Annotated in this window: 25 protein-coding genes; 11 read left to right on the top strand and 14 right to left on the bottom strand. The window is 55.9% G+C overall.

Annotated features, from left to right (window positions below):
• Positions 1-88: 88 nt before the first annotated feature.
• Complete coding sequence (locus tag A3224_RS09230; RefSeq protein WP_067153652.1) at positions 89-1,075, top strand: GlxA family transcriptional regulator; 987 nt, start codon at positions 89-91, stop codon at positions 1,073-1,075.
• 118 nt (positions 1,076-1,193) lie between these two features.
• Here A3224_RS09230 and A3224_RS17265 read toward each other — a convergent pair whose 3' ends face one another.
• On the bottom strand, positions 1,194-1,622 hold the full coding sequence (locus A3224_RS17265) for a class I SAM-dependent methyltransferase (protein WP_231902336.1): 429 nt from the start codon (positions 1,620-1,622) through the stop codon (positions 1,194-1,196).
• A 220-nt stretch (positions 1,623-1,842) separates the two neighbouring features.
• On the bottom strand, positions 1,843-2,316 hold the full coding sequence (locus tag A3224_RS09240) for an Hsp20 family protein (RefSeq protein WP_067153656.1): 474 nt from the start codon (positions 2,314-2,316) through the stop codon (positions 1,843-1,845).
• Positions 2,317-2,460: 144 nt separating this feature from the next.
• Between A3224_RS09240 and thpR the strand changes: the two genes are divergently transcribed.
• Positions 2,461-3,048, top strand: coding sequence for an RNA 2',3'-cyclic phosphodiesterase (gene thpR / locus A3224_RS09245; RefSeq protein WP_067153658.1), 588 nt, complete (start codon positions 2,461-2,463; stop codon positions 3,046-3,048).
• Positions 3,049-3,314: 266 nt separating this feature from the next.
• Here the strand turns inward: thpR and A3224_RS09250 are convergent, their stop codons facing one another.
• A complete protein-coding gene (locus tag A3224_RS09250; RefSeq protein WP_067153660.1) occupies positions 3,315-4,247 on the bottom strand; it encodes a coiled-coil domain-containing protein in 933 nt (310 codons plus the stop codon).
• A 546-nt stretch (positions 4,248-4,793) separates the two neighbouring features.
• On the opposite strand from A3224_RS09250, the gene hpf reads away from it, so the two are divergent.
• Entirely contained in the window at positions 4,794-5,138 is a 345-nt protein-coding gene (gene hpf / locus A3224_RS09255; RefSeq protein WP_067153662.1) for a ribosome hibernation-promoting factor, HPF/YfiA family, read from the top strand.
• 53 nt (positions 5,139-5,191) lie between these two features.
• On the opposite strand, the gene gorA is transcribed toward hpf, so the two are convergent.
• Complete coding sequence (gene gorA, locus A3224_RS09260) at positions 5,192-6,547, bottom strand: glutathione-disulfide reductase (protein WP_067153664.1); 1,356 nt, start codon at positions 6,545-6,547, stop codon at positions 5,192-5,194.
• Between the two features lie 282 nt (positions 6,548-6,829).
• Here gorA and A3224_RS09265 point away from each other — a divergent pair, with 282 nt between their 5' ends.
• Complete coding sequence (locus A3224_RS09265) at positions 6,830-7,339, top strand: hypothetical protein (protein WP_067153666.1); 510 nt, start codon at positions 6,830-6,832, stop codon at positions 7,337-7,339.
• 148 nt (positions 7,340-7,487) lie between these two features.
• On the opposite strand, the gene A3224_RS09270 is transcribed toward A3224_RS09265, so the two are convergent.
• The 4 genes from A3224_RS09270 to A3224_RS09285 form a co-directional block, all read right to left on the bottom strand.
• On the bottom strand, positions 7,488-8,606 hold the full coding sequence (locus A3224_RS09270) for a TIGR01620 family protein (RefSeq protein WP_067153668.1): 1,119 nt from the start codon (positions 8,604-8,606) through the stop codon (positions 7,488-7,490).
• Complete coding sequence (locus A3224_RS09275; protein ID WP_067153670.1) at positions 8,606-10,045, bottom strand: YcjX family protein; 1,440 nt, start codon at positions 10,043-10,045, stop codon at positions 8,606-8,608. Before A3224_RS09275 ends, A3224_RS09270 begins: the two co-directional genes overlap by 1 nt.
• 114 nt (positions 10,046-10,159) lie before the next feature.
• Entirely contained in the window at positions 10,160-10,960 is an 801-nt protein-coding gene (locus A3224_RS09280; RefSeq protein ID WP_156481458.1) for a GIN domain-containing protein, read from the bottom strand.
• 222 nt (positions 10,961-11,182) lie between these two features.
• On the bottom strand, positions 11,183-11,605 hold the full coding sequence (locus A3224_RS09285; RefSeq protein ID WP_067153673.1) for an HIT family protein: 423 nt from the start codon (positions 11,603-11,605) through the stop codon (positions 11,183-11,185).
• A gap of 498 nt (positions 11,606-12,103) precedes the next feature.
• Here A3224_RS09285 and A3224_RS09290 point away from each other — a divergent pair, with 498 nt between their 5' ends.
• From A3224_RS09290 to tcdA, 4 genes are all read left to right on the top strand, one after another.
• The gene (locus tag A3224_RS09290) at positions 12,104-12,463 is read left to right on the top strand and encodes a globin family protein (RefSeq protein ID WP_067153675.1); all 360 of its coding nucleotides are present in this window, start codon (positions 12,104-12,106) and stop codon (positions 12,461-12,463) included.
• 129 nt (positions 12,464-12,592) lie between these two features.
• Positions 12,593-13,057, top strand: a complete 465-nt coding sequence (locus tag A3224_RS09295) for an FKBP-type peptidyl-prolyl cis-trans isomerase (protein ID WP_067153677.1) — start codon at positions 12,593-12,595, stop codon at positions 13,055-13,057.
• A 95-nt stretch (positions 13,058-13,152) separates the two neighbouring features.
• Positions 13,153-13,590, top strand: coding sequence for a thiol-disulfide oxidoreductase DCC family protein (locus A3224_RS09300; protein WP_067153679.1), 438 nt, complete (start codon positions 13,153-13,155; stop codon positions 13,588-13,590).
• Positions 13,580-14,413 carry a tRNA cyclic N6-threonylcarbamoyladenosine(37) synthase TcdA gene (gene tcdA / locus A3224_RS09305; protein WP_067153681.1) on the top strand — a complete coding sequence of 278 codons (834 nt, stop codon included), beginning with the start codon at positions 13,580-13,582 and terminating at the stop codon, positions 14,411-14,413. Before A3224_RS09300 ends, tcdA begins: the two co-directional genes overlap by 11 nt.
• Positions 14,414-14,465: 52 nt before the next feature.
• Here the strand turns inward: tcdA and A3224_RS09310 are convergent, their stop codons facing one another.
• Together A3224_RS09310 and A3224_RS09315 are read right to left on the bottom strand one after the other, a co-directional pair.
• On the bottom strand, positions 14,466-16,109 hold the full coding sequence (locus tag A3224_RS09310; protein ID WP_067153683.1) for an aminotransferase class V-fold PLP-dependent enzyme: 1,644 nt from the start codon (positions 16,107-16,109) through the stop codon (positions 14,466-14,468).
• Positions 16,106-16,876: a TatD family hydrolase gene (locus tag A3224_RS09315; RefSeq protein ID WP_067153684.1), complete on the bottom strand. Its 771-nt coding sequence runs from the start codon at positions 16,874-16,876 to the stop codon at positions 16,106-16,108. Before A3224_RS09315 ends, A3224_RS09310 begins: the two co-directional genes overlap by 4 nt.
• Positions 16,877-17,009: 133 nt before the next feature.
• Here A3224_RS09315 and A3224_RS09320 point away from each other — a divergent pair, with 133 nt between their 5' ends.
• Positions 17,010-17,531, top strand: coding sequence for a LysE family translocator (locus A3224_RS09320; RefSeq protein ID WP_082817464.1), 522 nt, complete (start codon positions 17,010-17,012; stop codon positions 17,529-17,531).
• A 267-nt stretch (positions 17,532-17,798) separates the two neighbouring features.
• The gene (locus A3224_RS09325; protein ID WP_067153688.1) at positions 17,799-18,251 is read left to right on the top strand and encodes a hypothetical protein; all 453 of its coding nucleotides are present in this window, start codon (positions 17,799-17,801) and stop codon (positions 18,249-18,251) included.
• Positions 18,252-18,316: 65 nt separating this feature from the next.
• Here the strand turns inward: A3224_RS09325 and A3224_RS09330 are convergent, their stop codons facing one another.
• From A3224_RS09330 to A3224_RS09345, 4 genes are read right to left on the bottom strand one after another with little or no spacing between them, the layout of a single operon-like run.
• A complete protein-coding gene (locus A3224_RS09330) occupies positions 18,317-19,141 on the bottom strand; it encodes an SDR family NAD(P)-dependent oxidoreductase (RefSeq protein ID WP_067153690.1) in 825 nt (274 codons plus the stop codon).
• On the bottom strand, positions 19,138-20,118 hold the full coding sequence (locus A3224_RS09335; protein ID WP_231902338.1) for an SDR family oxidoreductase: 981 nt from the start codon (positions 20,116-20,118) through the stop codon (positions 19,138-19,140). Before A3224_RS09335 ends, A3224_RS09330 begins: the two co-directional genes overlap by 4 nt.
• A gap of 2 nt (positions 20,119-20,120) precedes the next feature.
• Complete coding sequence (locus tag A3224_RS09340; RefSeq protein ID WP_231902339.1) at positions 20,121-21,053, bottom strand: bile acid:sodium symporter family protein; 933 nt, start codon at positions 21,051-21,053, stop codon at positions 20,121-20,123.
• Entirely contained in the window at positions 21,053-22,408 is a 1,356-nt protein-coding gene (locus A3224_RS09345; RefSeq protein WP_067153692.1) for a flavin-containing monooxygenase, read from the bottom strand. Before A3224_RS09345 ends, A3224_RS09340 begins: the two co-directional genes overlap by 1 nt.
• Before the next feature lie 104 nt (positions 22,409-22,512).
• Here A3224_RS09345 and A3224_RS09350 point away from each other — a divergent pair, with 104 nt between their 5' ends.
• Entirely contained in the window at positions 22,513-23,511 is a 999-nt protein-coding gene (locus A3224_RS09350) for an AraC family transcriptional regulator (protein ID WP_074901236.1), read from the top strand.
• Positions 23,512-23,531: the final 20 nt, after the last annotated feature.

Here is a 23,531-nt window from a genome sequence, read left to right on the forward strand (position 1 = left end):
TTAGGGGGTGGCGATTCGGCCGAGTTATGGGCATACTGGCCAGCAAAAATGAGTTTTTGGCCACGAGCCCAATTCGGACTGAGATGTAATGCGTACAGTCACCTTCCTGTTGATAGACCAGATGCTCGCCACTGGCACGGTGTTGCCACTGGAAATGCTGCGTGGCGCCGAGAGCCGCGCCCGTGTCGAGGGCGAAGGCCCTGCAATGCGACTGGTTACCACCAGCCAAGACGGAAAACCAGTCACCACCAGTTCCGGCTTCTCGTTTACTCCGGACGCGCCTCTGGCAAACACACCGGACAGTGACCTCATCTATATTCCCGCCCTGTGGCGCAATCCACGCCCCGCACTCAAACGCAGCGGACCGTTGCTGAAGTGGCTTCGCGACCAGGCGGAGGCGGGCGCAGCCATCAGTGCGGTAGGCACCGGTGTCTGCTTTCTCGCCGAGGCCGGATTGCTCGACGGTAAACCCGCCACTACACACTGGCACTACTTCGAGCGCTTTGCCACAGACTATCCGCAAATCAAGCTGAAGCGCCAATACTTTATTACCCGGGCCGACAAGCTTTTCTGCGCCGCGAGCGTCAACGCGCTGGCAGATGTCACCGTCTACTTGATCCGCCAATTGTACGGCCCCGCGGTCGCCAGCCATGTTGAACGCAATTTCTCCCACGAAATACGGCGTCCTTTTGAGGAAATCGCTTATTCAGAGGGCGCAGTACAGCTACACCCCGACGAAGACATTATCCAAGCACAAACCTGGCTCAAGGAGCACTGCAGCGAGGATATTCGCCTGAGCACTGTCGCCAAGCGATTTGAGATGAGCGTGCGCTCTTTCAACCGCCGCTTTAAACTCGCCACTGGACAGACGCCACTCCAGTATCTGCAAAATGTACGTGTAGATATGGCGCGAGAGCTGCTGCAATCAACCAATCTCTCGGTAAACGAGATTGCGGAAAAGGTGGGCTACCAGGATATGGGGCATTTTACCGCGCTCTTCAAAAAATTCCTCTCCACCACACCGAGTGAATACCGCACCACTGTACGCGCAAAGCTCTTTCGGGTGGATACTTGACGAGCGGACACAAAATATATCTCTGATACATTCGCTCTGGAGACGTGAGGAGACTCCCACCTACGCCAGGAACACAAGTGATGGGACCCGACCTAGCCGACCCGCATGCATATTGTGTTTAGCCCGGAAATTTTTTGCGCAAAAAAATCACATCACTGGCAACGAAATTTAGTTCTGCCGACAGCCAATCCGCCAGCCAGCGGAAAGTGTGCGCACTGAAAAAACAGATATGTGTGGGATCGCGAATATAGTGCCAAGTGGTAAAGCGCTCAGGCGAAATAACCAGCTTGGTCATCAGTGCCAACAGTCCTCCGGGCTTGAGGCAGCCCCACAAGCGCTGCAATTCTGCTCCCGGTGACGCAAGGTGCTCCACCACCTCCGTGGAAACAATAAAATCATAGGGTTTCCGCATCACCGCGGGATTCGGCATATAGTACGCATCATACAGCGCCACTCGATGCCCTGCCTCTTCGAGCATTCGCGCCAAAAGCGGCGCGGGGCCACAACCAAAGTCCAGTCCTTCACTGCCGGGCCGCAATTCTGCCACGAGCGGATTTGCGCAGCGGCTCAAAAAACGCCGATAACCTTGGTCCTGTAGGGAGTTCTCATGAAGATCGTAATAGGCCCGCTCCTGTTCCGGAGGCAGATGAAATTCTGAAGGCACAAAAACCAGTGCACAACGCTTACATTGGAGGTAATCGCGAGATCTGTCACGGTGATAAAACTGTGCCGCCGGTTGGCGGCACAGCGGGCAATGGTCGGCCAAATCAGGCGGCAGCCTCGGCCTTTCTGTCCTGGTCATTGTGCTGCAACAGGTTGCCCTCGGTAATTTCAATCTTGCGCGGCTTCATTGCTTCCGGAATTTCGCGCACCAGTTCGATATGTAACAGCCCATTGGCAAGTTTCGCATCGGTCACTTTAACATGATCGGCAAGCTGAAAGCGCCGTTCAAAATTGCGCGCGGCGATGCCGCGGTGCAGGTAGTTGCGCTGTTGCTTTTCCTCTGCCTTTTTACCACTTACGGTCAGGCGGTTCTGCTCCACTTGAATATCCAATTCCGATTGCTCGAAACCGGCCACTGCCATGGTGATACGGTAGCTATCCTCCCCTGTCAGTTCTATATCATAAGGGGGATAGGTCGGCTGCTTCTGCTCACTGGTAAGCATTGCATCGAGCAGATTTGCCATACGGTCAAAGCCAATTGCGGAGCGGTAGAGGGGAGAAAAATCGAGAGTTCGCATTGTCATATCCTCAATTCAGAGCAATATTTACGTTGTGCCCGTCTAAAGACCGGGCGGTTTGAGAGACACCTCTATGCAGAGCCTGCCTCCCATGCCATATAGATAAGGCCTAACAATAGAGTTTCAAGTGGCGAGAGAGGAAAAATGCAAAAAAAAACAAAAGAATTGGATAAGGGAATATCGCGCTTGTTCATCGGTGTCCGTCCGGACCAAGACACACAGCAGCGGCTTGATGAACTAGTGGAGCAGTGCCGGCAACAACTAGGAACGAAAAAATGCAAGCAGGTTCGCTGGACTAAGCCTGAAAACCGCCACCTGACGCTGGCCTTCCTCGGAGCAACCCCCGACAAACTAATCCCCCTTATCCGGGAACAACTGACGCAGATTGGCTCCTATCTGCCCGCCTGTTGTGGCCAAATAAACTCGATAGCCTCCTTCCCACACCCGCACTCCCCCGGACTCGCTGCCGAACTCGCAAACAATCCAGACCTACAACGAATGCACGAAACGTGCCGACAGCTGATGCTGAGCCTGGACATGAAACCCGAATCGGCCGCCTTCCGACCTCATTTCACCCTGGCTCGCAGTCGCAATGGTTTTGCCGAGTTGAGCCCGCAGGTACTGAATATCACAGTGTCGCTGGGCAATATAACGCTCTATAAAAGCCACACATCCCAAGCTGGAAGCCGATACTCGTCATTATTCGCTATCGAGCTAGAGGGAAGCCGATAAAAGTTAGGAAGCCTCTGGCCGATTTATCTGCTCACAATCCAAGATGCTTCGCGCCCACATGAGAAGCGCTGGTGATGGGAGGAGATTTCGACACCGCCAAATACAAAGCCGCTTCCAAACAGCAATACTTTTGCCTGAGCGCCCCGAGTCAGTTATACAGCACTCACGGGGAAACATCAGAGCCCGCCCCCAAGACTATTGCCGTCAAGCGTTAGCCCAAACACAAAAAGGCCCGCACTCAGCGGGCCTTGGAGAAAAGAAGCTAATCACTTATCCAGATAAGGCAACACATACTCGGGATACATTACCAAGCGCGGCCGGGAAAGGCGCCGTCCATCGAATATAAATACGTAGCGTTCACCGTCGTCATCGGCCGGAATTGTGCGGCGAAACTTCCAGGTGTTGATTTTATATGTCTGCCGACCCGCCTCTACAGGCGCTACCAGACGGTACTGGTTATGACCGAGAAACTCAAAGGGAATGGGGTCCCCTTTGGCTGGCTTTAACTCAAGGGAGCGGAAAGTATGCTTGCCCTCTTTTCCGTCTGCCAGCAGCTTCTCCATACGGGCACGCTCGCGCTTAACGTAATCGAGCAGCTCCGGGTCCACTTCGCGCTCTGCCGCCCCCTTAGAGATGTCAGCCTCTTTCGCCGCATCTGTATTGGCAGCCACGGGTTTCGGTGCTGGCAACGGCGGTTTTTTCACCGGAGGTGCACTGCGGACCGGAGCGGACTTACGCTCTGCGGTATCAACTTTCGCAAGCATGGCATTGATCATCTGATCAACTTTCTCTTTTTGAGCAGCAAGGCGCCCCTCTGTCTGCGCGATCGCCTTGCGCCCCGCTTCCAGTTGCCCCTGCAGCTCATCGTAGTTGGACTGAATGAACTCTACCCTGCGGGTCCGGCTGTCGACGCCTCTCTCCGCCATCGCGAAAGCATGCTTGGCCTTATTCAGCGCCCGCTCCGTATCCGAGTTGGCCTGCTGTTGATGTGCCAGCTCCGCCTGCTGCAGCTCCCGGCGGCTTTCCTCGAATTTCTGCTGGGCTTTGTCCAAAGCCTCTCTGGCTTTCTCGAGCTTGTACTCGTAGGAAAGTAATTCGTTTTCAATATCCTCGACTTCGACACGCCGGTTTTCCAGTGACTGCTCCATTCGCGCCAAGCGGTTTTGCTCCGCCGTCAGGGATGCCTGTGTTTGCGCCACAGCTACCGCGCTTCCAAGAGCTAGAAGACCCGCCAAAAGCAGCGAGCGATACCTCGTTACCGCCATAATAGAGAACCTGTTACTTGGTTTTGTGATGTCCATAGAAAAATCATGCGCAGATCAAATTTTGCACAGCCGGACGATCAGCCGATGCACGAGCCCGCAATTTTACGCAGCGCTCCGCCGCCGGGCAATGACTGATCGGTGCCGATTCATTCACATTCGGCTTACAGCCACCGGTTTTTCAGCGTCATATTTCACAGCGATAACAGCTCTACTAAGTTTTTGTGACATTTTACCTTCCAGGTGCTTGATTTTTTTTTACACGGGCGCATTATGGGTATCAGGGAGGAGATCAGTGAACCCGGCGGAAGCCGGCCCGGACGTAAAACACCCTCAGCTGTTCAGTCAGCAAAAATTCGTTGCGTTCCCGGTGCTCCGATTTCCACAGGCGGTTCCTACCACTCCCTCAAGGGCGCCCTACCTTCTTTCTGCAAACCGCTATAGGCGGCCTGCATGGTCTCTTTTAACCGGAGGTATTTGCCCATGAAATCTGCGCCGAACAATAACATCGTGTTCCGGGATATCGACAGGTCAGCAGCTCTAGCCACCACCGTGTCGAAAAAACTACATAAGCTGGAACGTTATTGTGGCGACATCATACGAAGCCGCGTCGTTCTTGAGGCCCCCCACCAACACAAATCCAAAGGCAAGCAGTTCAAGGCCTCCGTCGAACTCGCGGTCAGCGGTAACCCAGTGACCATCACAAGTGAAAACGAATCCATTCATCGCGCGGTAAGCGATGCCTTTGCCTCTGCCGAGCGCTGCCTGAAGAAGCGCACAGAGCGCCGCAAGGCCCAACGCCACCAGGCTCTCAGTTCAACTGAATAACTCACGATCAGACGATAAGGCGGTGCAGTTGCACCGCCTTTTTTTTGCACCCATCAAGATGCCGGCGTACGCATGGTTACAAACTCTTCAGCGGCAGTCGGATGAATTCCGACAGTCTGGTCAAACGTCTTTTTAGTGGCTCCGGCTTTTAGCGCAATCGCCATGCCTTGGATAATTTCTCCAGCGTCCTGCCCCACCATGTGAACCCCCACAACCCTGTCATCTCTCGAGTCCACCACTAACTTCATCAGGGTCCGTTCGTCGCGGCCACTGACAGTGTGACGCATGGGTCTGAACTCCGACTTGTAGACGACCACAGGGATCCCCGAATCCCGCGCTTCCTCCTCCGAGAGACCTACCGTGCCGATATTCGGCTGGCAAAAAACGGCGGTGGGAATATTGTTATAGTCCATCTCCACTGGCTCCCCAGTGCGCAGATGTTTAACCAACGCCATTGCTTCCGCCAAAGCCACCGGCGTCAGTTGTGGTTCTCCTGTGACATCTCCAAGCGCATAGATAGAGTGCACACTAGTGCGGAAGTTATCATCCACGGATATTGTTCCATCCCGGTGCAATACCACACCGAGTTTTTCCAATCCCAATCCCTTGGTATTGGCCTGTCGCCCAGTAGCGTAGAGCACAGCATCCACTTCTAATGTGGACCCGTCTTCTGCACGTACTAGAAGACTGCCATTATCCCGCTTGTCTATCGCACAAATGCGGTGGTTGAAATGCAGCCGCACCCCTTTTTTGCGCATTTCCTCGCGCACAAATGCGCGGATTTCGCCGTCAAAGCCGCGCAAAAAAAGGTCTCGTCGGTAAGAGAGATGAGTTTTCGCACCAAGACCGGCGAAAATTCCGGCAAACTCCACCGCTATGTAACCTCCGCCCACAACAAGCATGCGCTGCGGAAATTCAGGCATGGAAAACACTTCGTTGGACGTTATCACATGTTCGCGCCCGGGAAAGTCAGGCACAAAGGGCCAGCTGCCGGTGGCAATGAGGATGCGCTCAGCGGTATATTGCTTTTGGTTTACTACTACGGCATTGGGGCTCTCAAGGCTCGCCCGCCCCTCGATCACAGCAACGCCGGCATCTGCCAGCAACTTGCGGTAAATACCGTTTAGGCGCGCAACCTCGCTGGCGGTATTATTGCGCAAGGTCTCCCACTCAAACTCTGCTCCGCGGTTGCACCAACCGTAGGCGGCGGAATCTTCAAAGGCTTCTCCGTAGCTACTCCCGTAGACAAACAGTTTCTTCGGCACACAACCGACATTGACGCAAGTACCGCCCATATAACGATCTTCCGCCACCGCCACCCTCATGCCGGACGCAGCCGCCATACGCGCGGCGCGTACACCACCTGAACCCGCGCCGATGACAAACAAATCAAAATCAAACTCAACCACAAATCACTCCTATTCAAAGTGCGGCCACTGCCCGCTTTGCGGGAGCGGCGAATAGTTTACGGCAACAAATTGCCATTCTTTTACCCAGCCCGATAGCGCGGATTACACATAAAAATGCAGTCAGAACAAAGTTGACAATTTTTTACCTCATACCCGTTGACATCTACCCATGCTTTCGATATCCATGTGATGTTTTTCACAAAAGCGACCTGATTCTGAGAACAGGGTGCTTTAACGAATAAAATAGCCACCAGCAAGAACAACAAATTGTAGGCGAGAACAATGAAACCCCGATTCTTCAGTAGCAATTACATCAAGCGAGTTCTCTGGTTTGCCTGTCTGCTGCTGGTCAGCAGCGTCAGCAATGCCAAAACCCACCCGTCCTACCTGAGTGAGGAATACTGTGACGGTCTGGTCGAACAGTTTATCGACTCAGGGATGCGTAGTCTGGGCAAGTACATCAACGAGCACTTCAGCCCAGAGTACAAGGGCGGCATTCGCAACACTATTCACTTCCTGGAGCAGCGTTCCGCCTGGCTCGGCGAATGTAACGACTATCTACTCGATACAGGGAAGAATTATCTCTTTTACAGTGAAAAGACCACCAATGACATTTTTGCGGCTATAGACGCTCTGGCCAAGGAGTTGCAACATGTCAGGCAAGGCGTGGAATACCCCGACGAAACGGGCAATAACAACCCGACACCTTTTATCAAGCGCCGGTATGAAACGCTAGCCAAGTTGATCGATCAGCACCATACCCGCATGCTGATGAAAAAGCAGTTTCAGTAATTCGGAATGTCGTGCGGGCAGCCAGTTCCGGCCGCCCGCTTACTACTCTGAGTTCCGCACGGCTCTTCTGCAAAAAGAGCCAGACACTATCCCAAACCAATCCCGCACTCTCGCAAACAAATCGGAGATTCCCTGAGGTTCGATCTTACTAGCGTCCTGCAGGTGCCTGTTGAGTATCCCCCGACTCTACCCCAGTACGGCCATCGCCCTTGCCCCTCAATACCCGTTCACTAAGGCTCGCTGCTATGCGCTTGGCCAGGGTGCCCAGGCGCGGGCGGCACTTATCAGCAAAGGGGATCGGTCTGCAACTTTGCATAGCAGCCAGGCCGATGCGGGCCATAAACAGGCTGGCTCCCATACCCTGCCCCAGACGCGCAGACAAGGTATTGAGGACACTGTCACCGACTAATTCGGGCCACAGTTCACTGACCGCATATTCACTCGCACCACTATAGGCGACCAGTGCCAACACCTGCTTAAATAGTCGCCAACGCACTACCAGTGAAGGGCGCACACCGTAGATCTGTGCCACATCGTCAATCATACGGAGCGACTGACGCAGCGCCACCAGGATATCGAGACTGGCAAAAGGGCTCAGCCCCACCAATGCGCCAGTGGTGGTGCCGTGGCGCACAATGCGGCGCAATGCCTCCTGATCCAGCGCATCTAAAAAAGTAACTTCCAGGTGCTGAAGCAGTTCGCTGCTGTCATAGTAGTCTGGCGCCTCCTCCAACACCCGGCTCAACAATACTCCCTGGGGTTTACCGGCGAAATGATCCCGCAATTGACGACGAAATGGCAGCGTTTCCTCATAACTGCGGCAGTCGCGTAATTGCGCGGCCAGCTCCCTGGTCTTGTGTAATTCGCGCAACGGTCTGCCAGCGCTAAAATACTCCCACACCGCACTAACAATGACGAGGCAAAAACTCGCAATTACTGTTCCGGCAAGCAGCCCCAAGCTCCAATGCTTGTCCGCTGCCCAGTTGTAGAGATCGCGCAACTCCCAGACAACAGCGCCAATGGCCAGTCCCAGTGTCGCAAGTAGCGCAGGCTTCCAGAAACGCAAGCGGTACCGTGGCAAACGCAGTTCTGAGAATGAGGTCTTATCCGGCAGGGATTCACCGGTAGTAATGGAGCGCGGCAGCTCCTCACCGCCCTCCCCTAATGTTTCCACTCGGGTGGAATCCCGATGGCGCGATACGCTCTCCACTTCCTCTAAGGGTTCAATGCGGGTCTGCCGAAGCTTTGGCTTTTGTTCGCCACTCATCAGACTTTGTCTCCCAGCAACAGATTAAGCAGAGCATCGACGCGAATATGTGGGATACAACCGCCAGCGGCCATCCCTGCAGGCGGGCGCAACTGTGGAGGCGCCGTGCCGGAGTAATGATTCCACGCCTCGCCATCGCGAGGAACCTGGGCGCAGATTTCCGCGTTTTCAAACCCCAGGTAACGCCCTTCCAGGTCGTGCCCCATCAACATTCGCCGTCCATTGCGTACCCCTTCATTAGAACAGCGCACAGCGGCTATTGCTTCGCAGTAGAGCGGCAGACCCCGGTGTCGCGCGCCAGCAAAGGCCTGTAGCAGTTGCTGGCCAAGCAGCTGCCGCAGGTTATCGTGGTCTGCAGCCAGCACTTGATCCGCCTTTGTGGCGGCAAACAGCAGACGATCCACCCGCGGGCGCCAGAGCTTGCGCAAAAAGCCGGACTGCCCATAGCGGAAAGTATCGGCAATGTGATCAAAGGCCAAACGCATATCGTCCAGCGCCTGTTCACCGGCAAACAGGGTCCCGATCATATCCACCAACACCAGTTGCCGGTCCAAGTGTCGAAAATGATTCTCGACGAAAGGCACCACCCGTTTACGCACATAATCTCGGTAGCGCTGCGCCAAAAATTGATAGTTAGTCTCTTCCGACAAGGCCTCCAGCTGCTCAGAACTGTAACCTCGGAGGTCCAGCATAGGCACCAGACCATAGTTTTCCCGGTCGAGCAGGGCCCGCCCTGGCTGCAGGTAGGAAAGTTTGCGCTGACCGCGGCAATCGAGCAGAAATTGACGATAATCTTGCCAGAGCGCCTCCAGGCGCGCGGGTTGAGCGGTAGCACCTGGGTCCAGCGCCGCCAACTCTGATATCAGTTGGGGCGCCAGCCCGGCGCGACTATCTGTGCCGATGAGGTGGGCTTGATGCCTGCACCAATCCCTGTAGTCCATCCGCAGTAGTGGCAGGTCCATCAACCACTCACCGGGGTAGTCCCGCAGCTCCAGAATCAATGTCTTGGTGTCTCGACCAGTAAGATGCCGGCGACGACGCAAATGGATATGTAGCTCCATCGCCGATTCTTCCCGCGTACTCTCAGGCCAACGTGGGGGCTGTGACATCAGTGCCGCAAGGCACTGTTCATAGTCGAAGGGGGGTAAACCGGAATCCAGCGCAGGCTTTAGTTCAGCCCCCAGTAAATCGCCGTTTAGCGCTGGCGCGAATCCTGGCAGTTGTGCTTTTTGTGGATGGCTGAGCTGATAGATGAGGCTGGTGAGCAGAGTGGATTTTCCGGCACCGCTCAAGCCGGTAATCCCCACACAAACCCGGCGATCCAGCAGTCGTTCCGCGACCCACAGCGACTTGTCTCGCACCTCGCGGTGCAGTCGGCGCAGCCTGTGTTTTACACGCCGACCGCGCCTTGAATCAAAACTGGCGTCGCGCTCGCTCATTTGCAATTCCGTGTCTGGACTAGATGGGCAGGACTATGCGTCCTGGTGTGATCAGCTGGATATAAAAAAGGCACCAGCTCAATGGCAGGCGCCATAATTATTCGCTGCACCGAATCAGTCAATCAGAGCCACGTCACCCGACCCCATGACCGAAAAGGAATCCTTGGCCGGACGGCGGATCACGATATCACCGGAGCCCATCACCGAGCCGACGGCAATATCCGCGTGCAAACGGCGCCCGATGAAGTCGCCGGACCCCATCAGATTGATCTGCAAATCGACCACACGTCCACCGACCGCCATGTCACCAGACCCTTTGATACTGGCGGTGAGCTGCTCACCGACGAAGTTATCCATGCGCAAGTCGCCTGATCCCATGATGGCAGCCTGGCCGTTCACCGCAAGAACGGTGCCTGCCGACAGGTCCCCGGAGCCGGTCACCGAGGCGGATAGCGCTTCTGCGGCGACCTTGTCTATCCGGATGGAGCCGGAGCCTGTCACCCGCAATTCCAGATCTTTACTTTCCAGGGTTTCCGCTCGCGCTGCACCGGAACCCGCCACTTTGACCCCCTCTATTACCGGCATGGTCACTCGATATTCAACACCGGGGTCGATGCTGACCGTGATAACGCCGAACCAACTTTTCTTTTCCGCCTCCACTGACAGCTCCAATGTATCGCCCCGCACTTCCGCTTTGGCATAGGCCATGGCATCTACTGGACCGGTGGCCACCACTTCATAGTGGTCCCCCTGGACAATCTGCACCTGGGAACTACCCTCGAGGGCAATACGGGTAAAGCCCGACACGTCGAACCGCTTGCTCGCAGTCTCGTCCTCTGCGGCGACCCTACCGGGGGCTGCGAAAATCAGCAGCAGAGCTATCAGCAGGGATGAACAACTCTTGTTCACAGCCATGGTTTCCTCTCGCATCAAATTACTGTTGCTATGCGTGATAGACGCGCCAATGGGGGCAATAGGATGCACCTCTGGCAAAAAAAAGGGAGCTTTTGTTTCATTCGTTCTGGAGAAATAAAGATACTCCTCAGTCGGGAGAGAAGCTCAGGTGATAGGATACCTATCCCACCACCTGAGCCTCCCTGACCTATCTAAAGCGCTAAGATAGATGCGTTCGCTCCCTTAACCACACTCCGCCTCAGCGTACCCCAGCTCTTTGAGAGCGGCACGAATCTTTTGCGACTCGGCGGCGAGCTGCTCCGCCTCGGTGGGCTTCTGTAGGGAAAAGTCAAAGTCCTCGAGCGCATCCACCGGAATCAAATGCAGGTGGGTATGAGGCACTTCCAAGCCCGCCACCATAACCCCCACCCGCTTCGGTGAATAAACCGCTTTGAGTCCCTTGGCCACCTTCTGTGCCACCTGCATCAGATGGGCTGCCAGATCAGCGGGCACATCGTCCCAATGATCCACCTCCTGCACGGGAATCACCAAACAATGTCCGGGCTTGATCGGAGCAATGGTCATAATGGCCACTGCTTTGTCATCGCGCCAGACGAAATGCCCAGGCAACTCACCATTGATAATTTTCGTGAAAATGCTCGCCATACAGTACCTCGGTATCAACTGTGAAAAAAACGTTCGACCGCTGAGTCTAACAGTTTGTTATGAGTGGCGCGCGTCGCAGCCACCGTATCGTAGATCCAATGAGCGGCGCACAATGTGGCACAACCAATGTAAAAACACTGTGCGAAGGAGCGGAAAGCACACACCACCAACGACAGCCTTCCAGCATGCTTGCTTACAAAACTCACCACCTTTACACGCCAAGTTACTGAATTTCCTGATCACCGAAAAACGCTGCAAAAAATACAGCGCCGAAGACCTTAAACCCGCTATTTTTCCTTCGCTGACAACCCGTCGAACATGATGACAATTTTCTTAAAGCGCGTTGGCAGCACAGGGCAGATGCCTTAGGCTCCACCCCATAAAGAGGTACCGCCGTGGAGCCGCGAATCCGAGCGATTATTTACATACGACAGTTGCCGGCTCAACGCAAACACTAACAATTTTGTCCAAGTTAACTTCTCGCCGGGGGGAAGTCTTATGAAATGCCTGTTGGATCAGGTTGGTGGCACTCAGTTTGTCAACCAGACAGTCAGCGAATTCTATCAGGTCATCGGCCGCCAGCTCTCCTCTTTCGAAGCCTGCGATCACAAAAAGCAGCAAAGTCGCCAAGCCCAATTTATCAATCACGCACTCTCCGCTCAGCCGGAACCCGTGCTCAGTCACCGCGCCAACTTTCTCGCCCGCGGTTTAAATCCCGCCCTGTTCGAGGCACTGCTCGAATACATAGAAGCGCGCCTGTTGGAGCTGGGATTTTCCTGGCAACTGAGCAAGCAGCTGGTGAAAACCGCGGGCGGTCTTTACGACCGTTGTGAGCAGCACCTTTCCATCGCCTGTTAACGCCGGTTCCGCTCTTGCGATTGGGCGGAACCCTCAATACAATGGTGGTTTCACAGCCTTATCTTCCGTTTGTTACCGCATCCGGTAAGCGCTATTCAACCCACCTGTCATCATTTCCAGAGAGTTCTCATGAAAATTGCCAACCACTCCGTAGTGGAGATGCACTACACCCTCAAAGACGCAGAAGGTACAGTCATTGACTCCTCCTCCGGCGGCCAACCGTTCAAATACCTGCAGGGTGTGGGCAACATCATTCCCGGCCTGGAAAAGGAAATGCTGGACAAATCCGCAGGAGACAAATTTACCGCGGTAGTGCCACCGGAAGATGCCTACGGCCCCCAGAACCCCGCTCTCATCCAAACACTGCCGCGCGCCGCCTTCGGCGGTGTCGACGAACTCGAAGTTGGGATGGCGTTCCACGCCCAGGGCGCAGAAGGCCAGCCGATCGAAGTAGAGATCATCGATATCGACGGTGACAACGTCACCATCAACGGCAACCATCCCCTGGCCGGAGTAGAACTGCACTTCGATATCGAGGTAATTTCTGTACGCGAGGCCACCCAGGAAGAGATCGAGCACGGCCACGTGCACTGATACATCTGCGCGGCGGCAATTCCGCCGCGCCCTTTACTCCGCAATACGTCTCCAGATAGCATTCCAAGGCACGCAATCACTGGCCTCAAGCAGCCGTGCCCGAGAAACTTCCGGACCGAATCATCCTCTTCGACAGCCTCTGCAACCTCTGCAATGGGTGGAGCCGATTTATCCTCACGCATGACAAGAGAGGCATCTTCATCCTTTGCCGTGTACAATCCCCCGCCGGCCAACAATTGCTGGCGCAACTCGGACTGCCTCTGGACACTTACGAGACGGTCATACTGCTGGAACGGGGCACAGATGGCTACCGGGATTACCACAAGAGCGAGGCGGTATTGCGCATCTTCGCACAACTGCCCGTCCCTTGGCGCCATTTGACGCTGTTGCGCCGGCTCCCTGTAAGACTGCGGAATTTTGTCTACGACGCAGTGGCCCGCAACCGCTACCGCCTGTTCGGTAAGCGCAACGAGTGCCGACTGCCATCCCCTGGGGAATTAGCGCGGTTTCTGGAAGAGATAGATGTTGACTGAACAGTACCTGCAACGCTTTGGCGGTATCGCCCGCCTCTACGGTGAAGATGCCCTACCGATATTGCATAGCGCCCACTTCGTAGTGATCGGGGTAGGTGGCGTCGGCAGTTGGACAGCCGAGGCCTTGGCCAGAAGTGGCGTCGGACGTATCACTTTGATTGATCTGGACGACGTCTGTATCACCAACAGCAACCGGCAGAGTCACGCTCTCACCGACACCATCGGCCGCATCAAGGTGGATGTCATGGCGCAGCGGCTCCGCAAGATCAACCCGGAGATCAAGGTACACACGGAAGAAGAGTTTATCGCCGCGGACAATTTCTCCGAGCTGCTCGATCCATACAGGCGCCCCATCGATGTGGTCATTGATGCCATAGACGCAGCTCGGGTCAAGGCTGCACTGATCGCCTACTGCAAGGCCCGCAAACTGAGGCTCGTTACGGTCGGCTCGGCCGGCGGCAAGCGGGATCCTCGCCTGATCGACAGCGCCGACCTGGGCCGGACGACCAACGATCCCATGCTGGCCAAGGTGCGCAGCCATTTGTATCGCTTCCACAACTTTCAAAAGTCCAGCAAGCGCCAATTCGGGGTCGACGCGATCTATTCCAGGGAACCCATGGTTTATCCCCAACCGGACGGCCGTGTCTGCCAGCAGAAAAGTGTTATGCAGGACGGAGTAAAACTCGACTGCAGCGGCGGTTTTGGCGCCGCCACCATGGTCACAGGCACCTTCGGTTTCACGGCGGCAGCACGCGGCATAGAGCGGCTACTGCAGCGAGCCCGGGCGGCTGCCGCCAAGGAACCTCTCGCAGCCACTGAATAATATGAGTAAGCACTGTAGTTGATTCCGGGGCGCTCACTTAAGCAAAAGCGCCCTAACCAATAAGAGCCAACACGCGCCGCACCAGCGCATAGAAGCCGTTGCTGCGGGATTCACTCAAGTGCTTTTCCATACCTAACTCAGTAAACAGTGATTTGATATCCAGCGTCCGAATCTCATCCGCCGTCCGCCCATCCACTTGCGATAACAACAATGCGCCAAGCCCCTTGACGACCCGACTGTCACTGTCCAGGGCGAAAAAGTAGCGGCCTTCTTCTTCGCGACACACCAGCCAGGCGTGGGACTCGCAACCCTGCACCAAGTGTTCGGGCTGGCGGATTTGCGGTTTTTCCGCAATTGCCCTGCTCCAACGCATCAGTTCCCGGTAGCGGTCTTGCCAGTTGCGCCGGGCGCTAAGCTGTTCAAGCTTCAAGGCAGATAGATCGTCACCTGACCAAGCAGAGACCTTACGCCGTGCTGTCACTGGTGCGCTCAAATCCGCAAGATAATCCGCCACCGCCTGCACCAATTGCTCCAGATCACTTTGCGTGGTGTATCCGGCGACAGACACCCGCACAGTGGCACTTCCCCCAACAGCACGAATCAGTGGCTGTGCGCAGTGATGGCCGACCCGCACTGCGATGTCCCTCTCGTCCAGCCAGTGCATCAAATCCGCCGCATTGCCGTGCTCGGGGATAAATGCAGTAATCCCCAAATTGTTCCGAGCTTCACTCAGCAAGTGCACCCCGGAAAGCTTTTCCAACTGACCGTGCAGCCACGCCGTCAACTTTTGCTCGTGTGCGGCCATGGCAGCGCGATCCTGTTGATCGAGAAACGCCAGAGCCGCACCTAGTGCGGCGATCGAGGCCAGTGGCGAAGTTCCCGGCTCGAACCGGTGCGGAGGCTCTGCATAGCGGCTGTCGAACAGATCGACTTCCGCGATCATTTCACCTCCACCTTGCCAGGGGGGCATCGTCTTCAGTAAAGACTCACGCCCATAAAGTAAACCTATACCGCTGGGGCCATAAAATTTATGCGCCGAACAGACAAAAAAATCACAGCCGATCTCTCTTACGTCAACATTCTCATGGGCGGCGAGTTGTGCACCGTCGACGATCCAGCGCAAATTGCGCCCTTGCAGTTGTCGTGCGATATGCGCGAGATCCGGGCGTAGGCCAAGCGCATTGGAACCGCCGCTTAAAGAGACAATGCGCGTGCGCTCGTTCAGCACTTCGTCCAGGCGGTTGAAGTGGGGAACACCCGCGGTATGCGGGATATAACGCAGATGCAGCCCATAGCGTTGCGCCATCATCTGCCAGGGAACAATGTTCGCGTGGTGCTCCAAAGTCGAAACCACGATTTCGTCTCCTGCACGCAGTTCACTGCAAAGACTGTTGGCGATCAGGTTGAGCGCTTCGGTGGCACCACGGCAAAAAATAATTTCCGCTGCGCTTGCAGCATTGATAAAGGTTGCGGCTTCGGCACGTACCCGCTCCACTGTCTCCGTCGCGCGGCGGGCCAGCCGGTGACTGGCCCTGTGGGCATTGGCGTTACTATGCAGATAAAAGTCGCCGAAGGCGTCAATCACCGCCTGCGGCTTCTGCGTCGTAGCGGCATTATCCAGGTATACGAGCCGCTTGTTCTCGGGCTGGGAGAAAAGAGGAAAATGGCGTTTAAAAACTTCGGGGGAAAACGTCATAGAGAAAATAATGCTTCAGTGTTTCTGCGCGTCTGATCAGCCACCGTTTCAACAGAGACTCCGCGCAGCTCCGCCAATGTGCGGGCGATACGCGGCAGACAAGCTGGACTATTGCGCTGCCCCTGGTGGCCTTGAAGGGGCATATCCGGCGCATCGGTTTCCAGCACTATGGCCTCCAACGGGAGGGCAGCAAAGGCTCTGCGGGTCTTGGCGGCGCGGTCGTAGGTAATGGTACCGCCGGCACCCAGGGAGAACCCCAGCTTCCAATACTCTCGCGCGATTTCCACGCTGCCGCTGAAAGCGTGAATAACACCACCACGGCTGGGGCGATACGCTTGCAAGAGATGCAACATCTCATTGTGGCAGCGGCGAGCGTGCACAATCAGCGGCAGTTGCAATGACTCCGCCAGGGCCAATTGCGCGCGGAAGACCTCTTCCTGTTTTTCCAGGGGCGTGGCTATGGCGCCATCCAGACCACACTCGCCAATCGCCACACAGGCATTCGCTTCCAACGATGCCGCCAGATCCCGCTGCAGTTGCGCCGCTCCGCACTTCGATTCTGCCACCCACCAGGGATGCACCCCCAGCGCGGCATGCCAAGCAGGCTCACTCCGAACCAAATCTAGCAGGGCTTGCCAACGCGGCGGGCTGACACCGGGAATAATGATCCTCTCCACCCCAGCTTCCCGGCACTGCCGCCAAACGCTGGCGCGGTCCTTGTCAAAGGCAGCAAAGTCGAAATGACAGTGGCTGTCGATCAGTCGCACTTGAGATTTCCTCGATTTATCAGCATCTTACCACGGTTGTATTTTCCGCCCCGAGGCAGCCGTGTTAGAGTCCTTGCTCCCCATAGCGCTATTCACTTTCTCCACGAGCATTACACCGGGCCCCAACAACCTGATGATAATGTCATCCGGCCTGAACCACGGTGTAAGCCGCTCGCTACCCCATCTGCTCGGCATCTGCCTCGGCTTTCCAGCGATGATCATCGCCATAGGACTCGGGCTGGGTACGGTTTTTACGCGGTTCCCGTTGCTACACGAAGTCATTCGCTGGTTGGGAATCGCCTATCTGCTCTACCTGGCGTGGAGCATCGCCAATACCCGGAAAGTGGGCAGCGCCGGCAACAGCAGGCCCTTTTCCTTTCTTCAGGCTGCAGCCTTTCAATGGGTAAACCCCAAGGGTTGGATTATGGCTATCGGTGCGCTGGCGGCTTTCACCGACAGTGGCAGTGAAATGTGGCTGGAGGTCGCGCGCATCGCATTGACCTTTTTCGCCGTAGGCAGCCCCTGCATCATTGTCTGGATGCTGTTTGGCGTTGGCCTGCAACGGGTTCTGACCGAGCCGCGGAACCTGCGCCGGTTCAATCTCGCAATGGGGATGTTGCTAGCGGCGAGTATCATACCCATTGCATTTGAATAGACTCAGGGCCTGCGCGCGGGAGATCTTGAAGGCACGGATTTATAGAAACTTGTGCCTTTTCCAGTCTTGAATTTTTGTCCCCGTTTCCTATATCGAAAGACGTGGATGGCCCATGCCCGATGGCACAGATCTTCCGCAGTAACGGTGTATATCCCTACGAATGGGTGGATCATGGCACGCATCGGAGCAGCCACACCACAGCGATTCATATCATCTTGAAAACCTACCGGGAAAAGAGGAATACAGTGTAGTTTTCTGGAGGATTTTATGGAAATCTGCCGAGCTATTTCATTTATTTTCTGTCTCTTGACCGCACCCGCCACCGGAGCGCAAACACCCGAAATCCAGCACCAGGGAAAACTGCGCTACGTGTCTGGCGGCATCGGGATAAACGAGCGGCGCGAACTGGAAAAACTCGCGGCGGACTTCGATATCAAAGTGATACTCAGCACCGACACCGGGCATTTTCTCGGGGGTGGACAAATCAAAGTCAGGGATGCGACGGGTGCGCTGCTGCTGAACACTACTAGCAATGGCCCCATCTTCCTGCTCGATGTTCCTAAAGGCGCCTACGTCATCGAAGCAATGATCGGAGACAGGGCGCAGGCCATGCGCTTCGAAACCAGAGACACGTCCAACCCTCAATCAGCCTACCTGACCTGGCGTATTGACGAACCCTACCGTCACTACTCTGACCCGGCCGCCAACGCGGCCCTCTGAAATGGCCCGCACTGAGCTACTGGGTGTCATCGGGGACTATTGGTGTGGCGGCAACGGCTGCCGCCTCATTTACACCCGGTCCCCCGAGCCACATCCAGCTCCACGCGAAAACGCTTCACCATCTGTTTCATAAACAAACGCGGGAAGAATTTGTACAGATAAGCGCCCAGCAGGGTTCTATCGCGGGGGAACAGACGCTCCCGCCCCTGCTCGAGCGCAGTGACAATCTTTTCTGCCATCCATTCGGCACTACGCACGCGGCCGACAGTGCTCTGTTTGTGACGCGCGCGTCCGCCGTCCCCAGACAGCGCATTGCGCTCGATATTGGTGGCCACAAAGCTGGGATAGACCATCAATACCTTGATCCCCAAATCGCGCACTTCCTCACGGAAGGTCTCAAAATATTGGTGCAAAGCGCTTTTGGCCGCACAGTAACCGGCCCGCCCCAACACCGGCATCCAACCCGCCATGGAGCTGATATTTACGATGCAACCCTCGGCTGCGCGTAATTCCTCCAGCAGTCCCTGCGCCAGCTCAACCGGTGCGTGATAGTCCACAGCCATCACCCGGCGGATTACTGCATTGCTGGTTTGCGTTGACAAGCTGCGGTGAGTGATACCCGCGTTATTCACCAACAGGCCAAGCCGCTGGTATCTGGCCCGCAGCTGCTTTACCAGTTCCGCCACGGCGTGCTCGCAGGACAAATCCGCCACAAAGCACTCCGCCGAGATTCTGCGCTGATGCAGCTCCCTTACCCGCTCCTCGAGAGCCTCAACACTGATATCCACCAGTGCAAAGCGGGACCGTCCACGGGCTACCAGCGCTTCAACGATGGCCCACCCCAGGCCACCGGCCGCCCCCGTAACAACAACAACGTCTCCTCCTTTCATGTCCCGCTCCCAACCTCATCTCCCCAAGGCTCAATACCAAGTGCCTCGCGGGCGAAATAGACAAAGGCCTGGCGGGAGCTTTTTTGCGGAACAAATCCCAGCTCTTCTTTCAATCGGCGGTTTGAAAGCACCGGTCGGTATTGCAAAAAAATCACTTGCCCGGGTTGTTTGTCGGTCAAATGCAGAAAATAGCCGATCCCCAATATCAGCTTTACCAGCCAGACTGGCGGCCTACGCAGCGGTTTTTTGAGTAACCGGGCAATCTCCTCCGGCGTCAGAGCACCGTCACCGGCCAGATTGTAAATACCGCTGGCGGAGCGCCGCACACCGAACTCTATCGCCCGAATTACATCCTGGTCCCAGACGAAAACAAAAGGCGAATTATGGCCACCCGGATCGAGGACCGACCCACCGGAAAACAGTTCACCAATCTTATTCTTTGTGGCAGCGCCAACAATGGAGCAGGGGCGGAAAATCAACTGCTTTAGGCGTGGGTGCTTTTCTCTGTAGACCACCAGCATCTCTTCCACTCGGCGTTTATTATCCGAATACCCGAACTCCGGGTTACCGCGCAATGGGTGCTGTTCATCCAGCCATTCAGGGTTATCCGGGTAATAGCCGTAGGCGGCACCACTACTGGCCACGGTGATATGTTCAACCCCGGCATAGAGGCAGGCCTTGAGCAGATTTTCCGTACCTTCGACATCGATGCGATATTCGGCCTCCCTGTCCCGCCCTGCGGCCATCACCGAGGCAAGATGAACCACGTGGGTAATAGATTCCGCCCGCAACAATTCGCCCAAGGCCGGATCACAGATATCCAGGGTGAATATCGGAAAGGGGGCGGGCCGGGTGCGAATATCCACACCGACCACCGGCATTTCTTGCACCAGAAGCGCTCCCAACTGGTGCCCTATGTAGCCAGCGGCACCAGTAATCAAAACCCTCTTTCCCGTCATAATGTTGTCGCTGTTCAAGGTTACAGATCCTGCTGCGGTGCGCTTTTTGGTGCCCACCTTTGATTTTGGACATTCCATAGTCCGGCCAGGCTCAAACCGGATACCAAATGCCATACGCCCCAAAAACCCGCCACCACCAACATGGGGCCTGCGGAAGGATAAAAAGTAAAAAGTATCGCCAAGGCCAGCCCTGAATTCTGAATCCCTACCTCCATGGTTACCGCCCGTCGGTCGCCCAACGGCAGGCGCATCACGCGGCCACTGAGGTCGCCGATCAAAAATGCCAATGCATTGTGTGCGACGACCAACAGCAACACCGAACCGGCCACCTGTACCGCTGTCTGCCAGTGCCTGCTGATGGAAACGGCTACAAAAAGAAGGAAAACAAGCAGCGACCCGGCCCGGAAAATGCGTTCACTGCGTCGTGCAAAGCGTGGAAACCGCGCCCCCGTAATCATCCCGAAAAGCATCGGCAGTGCCAGTACCGCCACAACCAATAAGATCATATTGTCTGCGGGTAGTGTGATGGCCTGCAGCCGCTCCCTTGTATAGGGATTTAAACTGCCGTAAAGCGCAAAGTTTAGGGGGGTCAACAACACGGCGGCCACACTGGAAACCGCAGTCATGCTGACAGAAGTAGCGACGTTGGCGCGCCCTATCCATGTCATGACATTAGAGAAAGTCCCACCGGGACAACACGAAACCAGTATCATGCCCAACGCCAAATCTGGATCTATCCGCAGCCACCAGGTCACCAGGCAGGTCGCGCCCGGCAGCAACAGGAACTGGGCCACCAGTCCAGTAGCCGGAGCCAGCGGCCGGCGTAAAACCTCCGCGAAGTCCCCGGGCCGCAGTCCCAGGGATACGCCAAACATCATAAACGCCAACACCGCATTTAATAGCAGCAGCGCCGCCGGAGACATCTGAAAACTACTGGCAAGATTTTGGTCCACTAGATAGCCTCTGCGTTGCCGGTAAACGCATCAGTATCCTCAGTTTGCAAATCCCGCCGCAAGTCTGCTGTGTGACTGCGCAGTGCCTTCAGATAGGTGTCCTTATGTACGTAATAAGCCATGCGCTCGAGATCCAGATAGTTCACGCCACCATCAGTGCGCTGCGCTGCCCGTTCGCGTTTGATTGCCTTAAAGCGCCGTGCGGACTCCGCCCCCAGGGACAACTGGCGGATATAAAGAGCCACCAGCTGCGCCTGCTCATTGCGCCCTTCCCAACCTAAACCAACCGCCTCCACCATTCCCATCAGGAACAGATTGTCATACTCCGGGTGAAAGACATTGAGATACAACCGGGGCGCGTAGCCAACCCAGTTCAAAAGGTCCTGGTCAATAAACGGATAGTGCAACTTGTAACCGGTGGCGAGCAGGATCATGTCGTATTCCCCTCTGTCGCCACCCTTGAAAGTCACCTTATGGCCATCGATGGAAGCAATATCCCCCCGCGGGTGGATATCGCCGTGGCCAATATGATGCAGAATCAGCGAATTGATCACCGGGTGAGACTCGAACATCTTGTAGTCCGGCTCGGGTAAGCCGTACTGGCTGGGGCGGCCCAGCATCAAACGGGACAAGGCCACACTGATGCGCTGCTGGATAAAGCGCGGCAATTTGATTCTGCCACCCACTGCATCGGTGGGAACGCCGCCGATAAACTTGGGCAAAAAGTAATAACCGCGGCGCAGGCTGATATCCACGCTCTTCGCCCGGTGCACGGCGTCCACGGCAATATCCGCACCGCTGTTGCCGCAGCCCACCAAAAGCACCCGCTTGCCGTCGAAGATTACCGGGTCACGATACGCGGACGAGTGCAGTACTTCACCGGCAAAATCCCCCGGCAGTTTGGGAATATTCGGATGGTGCAGTGTGCCGTTGGCGATCAAGAGACCACCGAAAACCCGTGTTTGCTCCCTCCCCTTGCCATCCCCACTGACGATGCGGGTGGTGATGCGCCAGTCATTGCCATCACGCTCGCAACGTACTACTTCGGTGTTAAATTCGTAACGCTCGTAGAGGCCAAAGGCTTTCGCATAGGCCCGGAAATAATCCCGCAACTCACTGTGGTGGGGAAACTGGGCCACATGATCCGGTAGGGGGAACTCGGCGAACTCCGTCATTTTCTTTGACGAAATCAGGTGCGCAGACTCGTACATGGTACTGGTGGGACTGTCGATATCCCACAGCCCCCCCACATCATTGTGAATTTCAAAGCCGATACAGGGAATGCCGTACTTCATCAGATTGCGCACCGTACACAGCCCCATGGGCCCGGCGCCGATCACCGCGTAGGGTTTCATTGTTATTCTCGCTTTCGTTCGCTGCGTCGATTGCAATATACCGTGACAACTCCCAGACAGATCGTCATAATCGGGCGATCATTGGTTAATTCCGGACGCCAGCGATGAAAGCAGCGGACTGCAGAAGTGTCACTCTGAGCTATACACGGGCAATTACAGCAGCTTTAAACAGTCTGGAACTGGAAATCCCTTCTGTCGCCAAAGAGATTTTGTCCGGGATAGACGAAAATCAGAGAGTGCCGATGGGACTCCAGGAACAACTATGGCTGGCCCTGGCCGAGGCACACCCGGATCCCTTATTGGGCGTCAAGTTAGGCACAGCTATGCACAGCAGCCAGATGGGCTTGGTGGGTTATCTGCTGATGACTCAAAAAACCCTCGGTGCCGCCATAGATCAATTGCTGATCTATCACCCGCTGGTCGGCGAAGGCGGCCGCTTCGAACTGCGCCGCGGCGCCCATCACGCGGATCTCTGCTACCTGCCCAATTACTTGCGCTGTGCGCAACTGCGGGTTGAAACCGTGCTGTCCGCGTGTCTGAGCCAAACCTGCAGTATGACGGGAGCCCCTTTCCACGCCCAGGCCCTGCTGCTAGCCTATCCGGCGCCCTCCCTGGCTATTCAACAGAGGTACCAACAGCTGCTCAACACGCCAGTGCAATTCAACGCACCGGTATCCGCGATCCGCTTTCGCCCCCAAGATCTGGATATTCCACTGGTGGCCGCCGATCACCAGGTGATGGCGCGACTTAAACCTGAAGCCGACGCCCTTTTGCGCGCCCTAACCAACAAGAGTCTGCAACTGCAGGTCGCGCACCTTTTGCAGCAGGAACCCCAGCTGACACGCGAGCAAGTGGCCAGTCAATTGTGTATCAGCCCTCGCCACCTAGGGCGCAAGTTACAGGAGGAAAACGCCAGTTTCCGGGCAATTCAAGACGAGGTACGCAGCCACTACGCGCGCCAGTGGCTGCGCCGCGGTGATAAGAACAATGCGGAAATTGCCGCCGCTCTGGGTTACTGCGACGAAAGCGCCTTCGGCAAGGCTTTCCGCCGCTGGACCGGCCTTTCTCCCAAGGCCTACAAACGCGCAGAGACCTCCGACTGATTGCGCAAGACCTCTGGGTG

The organism is Microbulbifer thermotolerans, from assembly GCF_001617625.1.
Taxonomy (GTDB): domain Bacteria; phylum Pseudomonadota; class Gammaproteobacteria; order Pseudomonadales; family Cellvibrionaceae; genus Microbulbifer; species Microbulbifer thermotolerans.

Coding starts and splice junctions, on each gene's coding strand:
- A3224_RS09230 (WP_067153652.1), top strand. CDS start 89: ATGCGTACAGTCACCTTCCTGTTGATAGACCAGATGCTCGCCACTGGC.
- A3224_RS09240 (WP_067153656.1), bottom strand. CDS start 2,316: ATGCGAACTCTCGATTTTTCTCCCCTCTACCGCTCCGCAATTGGCTTT.
- thpR (WP_067153658.1), top strand. CDS start 2,461: ATGCAAAAAAAAACAAAAGAATTGGATAAGGGAATATCGCGCTTGTTC.
- hpf (WP_067153662.1), top strand. CDS start 4,794: ATGAAATCTGCGCCGAACAATAACATCGTGTTCCGGGATATCGACAGG.
- A3224_RS09265 (WP_067153666.1), top strand. CDS start 6,830: ATGAAACCCCGATTCTTCAGTAGCAATTACATCAAGCGAGTTCTCTGG.
- A3224_RS09270 (WP_067153668.1), bottom strand. CDS start 8,606: ATGAGTGGCGAACAAAAGCCAAAGCTTCGGCAGACCCGCATTGAACCC.
- A3224_RS09275 (WP_067153670.1), bottom strand. CDS start 10,045: ATGAGCGAGCGCGACGCCAGTTTTGATTCAAGGCGCGGTCGGCGTGTA.
- A3224_RS09280 (WP_156481458.1), bottom strand. CDS start 10,960: ATGGCTGTGAACAAGAGTTGTTCATCCCTGCTGATAGCTCTGCTGCTG.
- A3224_RS09285 (WP_067153673.1), bottom strand. CDS start 11,605: ATGGCGAGCATTTTCACGAAAATTATCAATGGTGAGTTGCCTGGGCAT.
- A3224_RS09290 (WP_067153675.1), top strand. CDS start 12,104: ATGAAATGCCTGTTGGATCAGGTTGGTGGCACTCAGTTTGTCAACCAG.
- A3224_RS09295 (WP_067153677.1), top strand. CDS start 12,593: ATGAAAATTGCCAACCACTCCGTAGTGGAGATGCACTACACCCTCAAA.
- tcdA (WP_067153681.1), top strand. CDS start 13,580: ATGTTGACTGAACAGTACCTGCAACGCTTTGGCGGTATCGCCCGCCTC.
- A3224_RS09310 (WP_067153683.1), bottom strand. CDS start 16,109: ATGACGTTTTCCCCCGAAGTTTTTAAACGCCATTTTCCTCTTTTCTCC.
- A3224_RS09320 (WP_082817464.1), top strand. CDS start 17,010: ATGATAATGTCATCCGGCCTGAACCACGGTGTAAGCCGCTCGCTACCC.
- A3224_RS09325 (WP_067153688.1), top strand. CDS start 17,799: ATGGAAATCTGCCGAGCTATTTCATTTATTTTCTGTCTCTTGACCGCA.
- A3224_RS09330 (WP_067153690.1), bottom strand. CDS start 19,141: ATGAAAGGAGGAGACGTTGTTGTTGTTACGGGGGCGGCCGGTGGCCTG.
- A3224_RS09345 (WP_067153692.1), bottom strand. CDS start 22,408: ATGAAACCCTACGCGGTGATCGGCGCCGGGCCCATGGGGCTGTGTACG.
- A3224_RS09350 (WP_074901236.1), top strand. CDS start 22,513: ATGAAAGCAGCGGACTGCAGAAGTGTCACTCTGAGCTATACACGGGCA.